Annotated in this window: 5 protein-coding genes; 2 read left to right on the forward strand and 3 right to left on the reverse strand. The window is 69.9% G+C overall.

All coding sequences use genetic code 11. The annotated features are described in order from the left end of the window. Positions 1-110: 110 nt before the first annotated feature. On the reverse strand, positions 111-1,154 hold the full coding sequence (locus HMPREF0975_RS12100; protein WP_009234471.1) for an MsnO8 family LLM class oxidoreductase: 1,044 nt from the start codon (positions 1,152-1,154) through the stop codon (positions 111-113). 490 nt (positions 1,155-1,644) lie between these two features. Here HMPREF0975_RS12100 and HMPREF0975_RS12105 point away from each other — a divergent pair, with 490 nt between their 5' ends. After that, positions 1,645-2,223, forward strand: a complete 579-nt coding sequence (locus HMPREF0975_RS12105) for a peroxiredoxin (RefSeq protein ID WP_009234472.1) — start codon at positions 1,645-1,647, stop codon at positions 2,221-2,223. A gap of 57 nt (positions 2,224-2,280) precedes the next feature. Next, a complete protein-coding gene (locus tag HMPREF0975_RS12110) occupies positions 2,281-2,811 on the forward strand; it encodes a carboxymuconolactone decarboxylase family protein (protein ID WP_009234473.1) in 531 nt (176 codons plus the stop codon). 96 nt (positions 2,812-2,907) lie between these two features. On the opposite strand, the gene HMPREF0975_RS12115 is transcribed toward HMPREF0975_RS12110, so the two are convergent. Both HMPREF0975_RS12115 and HMPREF0975_RS12120 read right to left on the reverse strand, forming a co-directional pair. After that, positions 2,908-3,420: a PH domain-containing protein gene (locus tag HMPREF0975_RS12115; RefSeq protein WP_009234474.1), complete on the reverse strand. Its 513-nt coding sequence runs from the start codon at positions 3,418-3,420 to the stop codon at positions 2,908-2,910. 151 nt (positions 3,421-3,571) lie between these two features. Further along, positions 3,572-4,090: type II secretion system F family protein (locus HMPREF0975_RS12120; RefSeq protein WP_156808290.1), on the reverse strand; the 519-nt coding region annotated here is incomplete at its 5' end.

A 4,090-nucleotide genomic window follows, 5' to 3' on the forward strand; every position in this document is an offset into this window, starting at 1 on the left:
GGGTCCGGCCCCTCGGGATGGCGCCGGGAGAGACGCGGGGGCGCTGAGGGACAGGGCGGAGCGCTCCCACGCTCCCTCGGACACGCCCGCCCCAGCTCCTGGGCGACTCCTCACAGGAGGCGAGAGGCCAACTCGGCGTACTGGCGAACCTTGACCTCGACGTCGTCGATGTAGCTGACGAGCATGACCTCCTCGGTGCCGTGGTTCTCGGCGAAGGCGGACAGGGCCTGGGCAACCTCGTCGTAAGCGCCCACGATGATGGCGGTGTCGCGTTCGAGGTAGCGCTCGACCTCGGCGCGGTAGGCAGCATCGAGGGTGGCCGGGTCGCGGAAGCGCATGGGGCGGCCGGTGCGCAGGCTGAAGCGGGCGTCAGCGGCCACGAGGGCCTGCTCGTGGGCCTCCTCGCGGGTGGCGGCGGCGCTGACACACAGGGCGGAGAGGGTCCGTCCGCCATGAATACCGGCGTGGGCACCGCCGTGGGACGCGCTGTCGGGGAGCGCTCCCGGGTTCTCGGGGAGGTGGGCGCGATAGTGGTCCATGATCTCGACCTGCTGGCGGCCGGTGAAGAACTGGGCGTAGGCGTAGTTGAGATCGTGGGCGCCGGCCCAGGCGGCCGACTGGCCCGAGGAGCCCAGGAGCCAGACCTCCGGCATCTGAGCCGGGCGGGGCCGGACCTCGATGGAGGCGTAGTGATGGGAGACCGGCAGGTCGTCGCGCAGGAGGGCGACCGTCTCCTCGATGAGGGTGTTGATGGCGTCGGGGTCGATGACGCGGCCCTGGTTGAGGGCTCCCGCCGCGCGCATGTCGCCGCCGGGGGCGCGGCCGAGCCCCATGTCGACGCGCCCCGGATGCAGGGCGGCCAAGGTGGCGAAGCGCTCGGCCATCTGCAGCGACCCGTAGTGCATGGCCATGACGCCGCCCGAGCCCACGCGGATGCGCCCGGTGGCGTCCAGGACGTGCATCATGAGCAGGTCTGGCGCCGAGGACAGGAAGGCGCCGGTGCTGTGGTGCTCGGCGAGCCAGAACCGGTGATATCCGGACTCCTCCAGGCCGCGCCCCAGGATGGCGAGGTCCTCCAGGGTCCGGCGGACGTCGCCTCCCTCGAAGATCGGGACCTGCTCGAGGACGCTGATGCGGTTGAGACGAGGGCTCATGGCTTCTCCTGACCTGGTGTGCGGCTGTGGGCGGGTCCGGCCCGGACGGCTCGACGACGCCGGTCGAGGTCGCATGGGCGAGCCGCTTGCGTCGGCCGGGCGCGCGCCGACGGCTCGGCCGGGACCGGATGGTCGGAGCAACACCGGTAGGAGGTGGCTCATTCCACTCGGGGCCCTCACCAGGAGATGAGCATCCGGGGCCGGACCGCACTGGTCCCGGCCGGGGACGTCCTGTCCGCGCGGGGACCGCGTTCCGTTGTAGACGACTGCGGTCGGGGCACGTCATCCTGGTTGAAGGGGCGTCACCGAGACGACATCAAATAAGGTATTCCTTCTTAAACATAGGATGAGTTTTAGTTGCGCCTATGTGCTTCTCGGCTTACGGTTGGACCGACGGAGCCGCCCGGCGCCGGCGCCGCGAGGGTCGCCGCAGGCCCGCATCGGCTCGCACCACACCCCACCGCGATTCGCATGATTCAGGAGGCACCCCATGGCCGTTCTCTCCATCGGAGACCAGTTCCCCGCCTACGAGCTCACCGCCGTCGTCCCCGGCAACCTCAAGGAGGTTGAGGCCAACAAGCCCGAGGACTACTTCACCACCGTCTCCTCGCAGGTGCCCGCCGGAACTTGGCGCGTCGTCTTCTTCTGGCCCAAGGACTTCACCTTCGTGTGCCCCACCGAGATCGCCGCTTTCGGCGATCTCTACCAGGACTTCAAGGACCGCGACTGCGAGGTGGTGGGCGTTTCCGTGGACAACGAGTACACCCACTACGCCTGGCGCCGTAGCCATGACAAGCTCCAGGACCTGCCCTTCCCCATGGCCAGCGACCTGAACCGCGAGCTCACCGAGGCCCTGGGCATCAAGCGCGCCACCGGCGAGGCCGACCGCGCCACCTTCATCATCGACCCCCACAACGTCATCCAGTCCGTCTCGGTGACCGCCGACTCCGTGGGCCGTAACACCGAGGAGGTCCTGCGCCAGCTCGATGCCCTCCAGTCCGACGAGCTGTGCGCCTGCAACTGGCAGGCCGGAGCCGCCACCATCGACGCCCTGGGGCAGATGAGCTGAGCGGCCCGAGCCGCTACCGCTTCCATTCCCCGCACCCGCACGAAGAAACGAGAAGACATGAGCATCGACAACCTGCGCTCCGCCCTGCCCGAGTGGGCCAAGGACCTCTCCTTGAACCTGTCCACCCTGTCCCGCTCCTCCTCACTGACCGAGCAGCAGCAGTGGGGCACCTTCGTGGCCGCGGCCGCCGCCACCCGCAACGAGTCCGTCCTGGTCCAGGTCATGGAGGACGCCCGCTCCCACCTGTCCGAGGAGGCCGTCAGCGCCGCCCTGGGCGCCGCCTCCATCATGGCGATGAACAATGTCGCCTACCGTACGCGCCATTTCCTGGGCTCGGCCTACGACAACGAGCGTATGGGCCTGCGCATGAACATCATTGGCACCTCCGGCGGCGTGGAGAAGGTCGACTTCGAGCTGTGGAGCCTGGCGGTGTCCACCATCAACGGCTGCGAGAAGTGCGTGACCGCCCACGAGGCCACGGTGCGCGGCGAGGGCCTGAGCACCGAGCAGGTCTGGGAGGCCGTGCGGATCGCCGCCACCCTGACCGGCGTGGCCCAGGCGATCAGCGTCGTCGAGACCCTCGACTGACCCGGCCCCGAACTCGACGCGATAACGACGGCGGCCGCCGGCTCCTCATTGGGAGCGGGCGGCCGCCGCTCTTTCGTGTCTACGCGCCAGTGCCGATCAGCTGCGGGGGTCGGCGTCGATGGCGCCCTGGGTGTCGTCGAAGATCAGGTTGGAGATCTCGACCTGGACCATCTCGACATGGGGGACGTCGTGCAGGAGGAGAGGATCGTCCGCGGAGGTCTGCAGGGCGAGCGTCCCGCAGCCGAAGAGCCGGTCGGTGACGTCCTTGTCGAGCTGGATGTCGGAGATGCGGGTCAGGGGCAGGTCGTGGCCGACGCGGCTGATGATGCCGGAGCGGGTGATGATGCGCTTAGTGGTGACCGTGAAGGTGCGCATGTACCACTGCAGCCACGGCACGAGCAGCAGAGGGATGCTCACGACGAGGATCACCACCCAGATCGCCAAGATGCCCCAGGGCTGCCAGTCGGCAGGCGCCAGGACCGAGGCGATGACGCCGACCACAAGCAGGAGGATCTCGACGACGAACCGCCACAGGAGGACCTTGATGTGGGTGTGCATGTGCCGCACCACGACCTCGTCGCGGCTCAGGAGCTTCTTCGACAGTGCCATGGCTCCATCGTGCCAGGACAGCGGGGGTCCGCGCACCCGAGCCGATCAGATCGGGCCGCTTCAGGGGAGTGCTGCCCACCTCCCCTAAGGCGACCGGCCTACCCGGGCGCCGTGGGAACCCGATGCCCTCGCGATGGGCGGGCACCCGCCCTCAGCCGGCCAGCACGCCCATGCCCACCGAGGCGACGACCGGGGCGATCCCCAGGATGACGAAGGCCGGCAGGTGGAAAGCGCCCAGCGGCAGGACGAGGCGGACCGCGAGGCGCTCGGCAGCCTCCTCGTCGCGGGCGTGTCTGCCTGCGCGCAGACCCGCCGCCGTCGCCGCCAGGAGGGCGGCCGGTGAGGCCCCGTCCTCCCAACCGGGGCGCAGACAGGCCTCCAGGCGGGTGCGCCGTCGTCTCCAGCGCTCGTCGTCGGGCGCCTCCCAGGCCTCCTCCCAAGGGGCGCCCAGCAATAGGGCCCGGCCCACGACGCCGGCGCTCTCCTCTCCCAGGGCCTGCCCCAGAGAAGTGAGCACTGCGGGCACGGAGGCGCCGGCGCTCAGCGCCGCGGCCGCCAGGTCCAGGACGAGGGCCTCATCGACGATGTCGCTTTCCGCTGTAGCGGCGCGCACGAGGCGCCCGGTGACCAGGTGGCCCGCCACCATGAGCAGGACGCCCAGTCCGCCCAG

Source organism: Actinomyces sp. oral taxon 849 str. F0330, from assembly GCF_000239715.1.
Classification (GTDB): Bacteria; Actinomycetota; Actinomycetes; order Actinomycetales; family Actinomycetaceae; genus Actinomyces; species Actinomyces johnsonii.